Origin of the sequence: Micromonospora sp. DT231 (assembly GCF_049847025.1) — a bacterium.
Taxonomy (GTDB): domain Bacteria; phylum Actinomycetota; class Actinomycetes; order Mycobacteriales; family Micromonosporaceae; genus Micromonospora.
Genome location: NZ_JBNCNO010000051.1, coordinates 1 through 310 on the forward strand (window position 1 = coordinate 1; position 310 = coordinate 310).

The window sequence follows — 310 nt, forward strand, 5'->3', positions numbered from 1 at the left end:
CGATTGGGACGAAGTCGTAACAAGGTAGCCGTACCGGAAGGTGCGGCTGGATCACCTCCTTTCTAAGGAGCACCTTCACCTGAAAGGGTGCAAGGAGCCCGCGGCCCACGAATGTTGGGTCGGGGTGCTCAGATGGCGGAGACACTGGCAAGTTTTCCCTCGGCAACGGCCGGGTTCCTTCTAGTACAGCCTCCTTCGGGTGGTGGGAACGAAGTCCCTGGTGCGGCTGAGGAAGAATGTAGGCACCCTGTTGGGTCCTGAAGGAACAACCCGTGTGGTTGTTGTTTCAGAGACTTGGCCAGCCCCCTTT

1 rRNA gene is annotated in these 310 nt (G+C 58.7%); it reads left to right on the forward strand.

Features of this window, described 5'->3' with window-relative positions:
- A 16S ribosomal RNA gene (locus tag ACPXBU_RS34870) occupies positions 1-62 on the forward strand; the annotation flags it as partial.
- Positions 63-310: the final 248 nt, after the last annotated feature.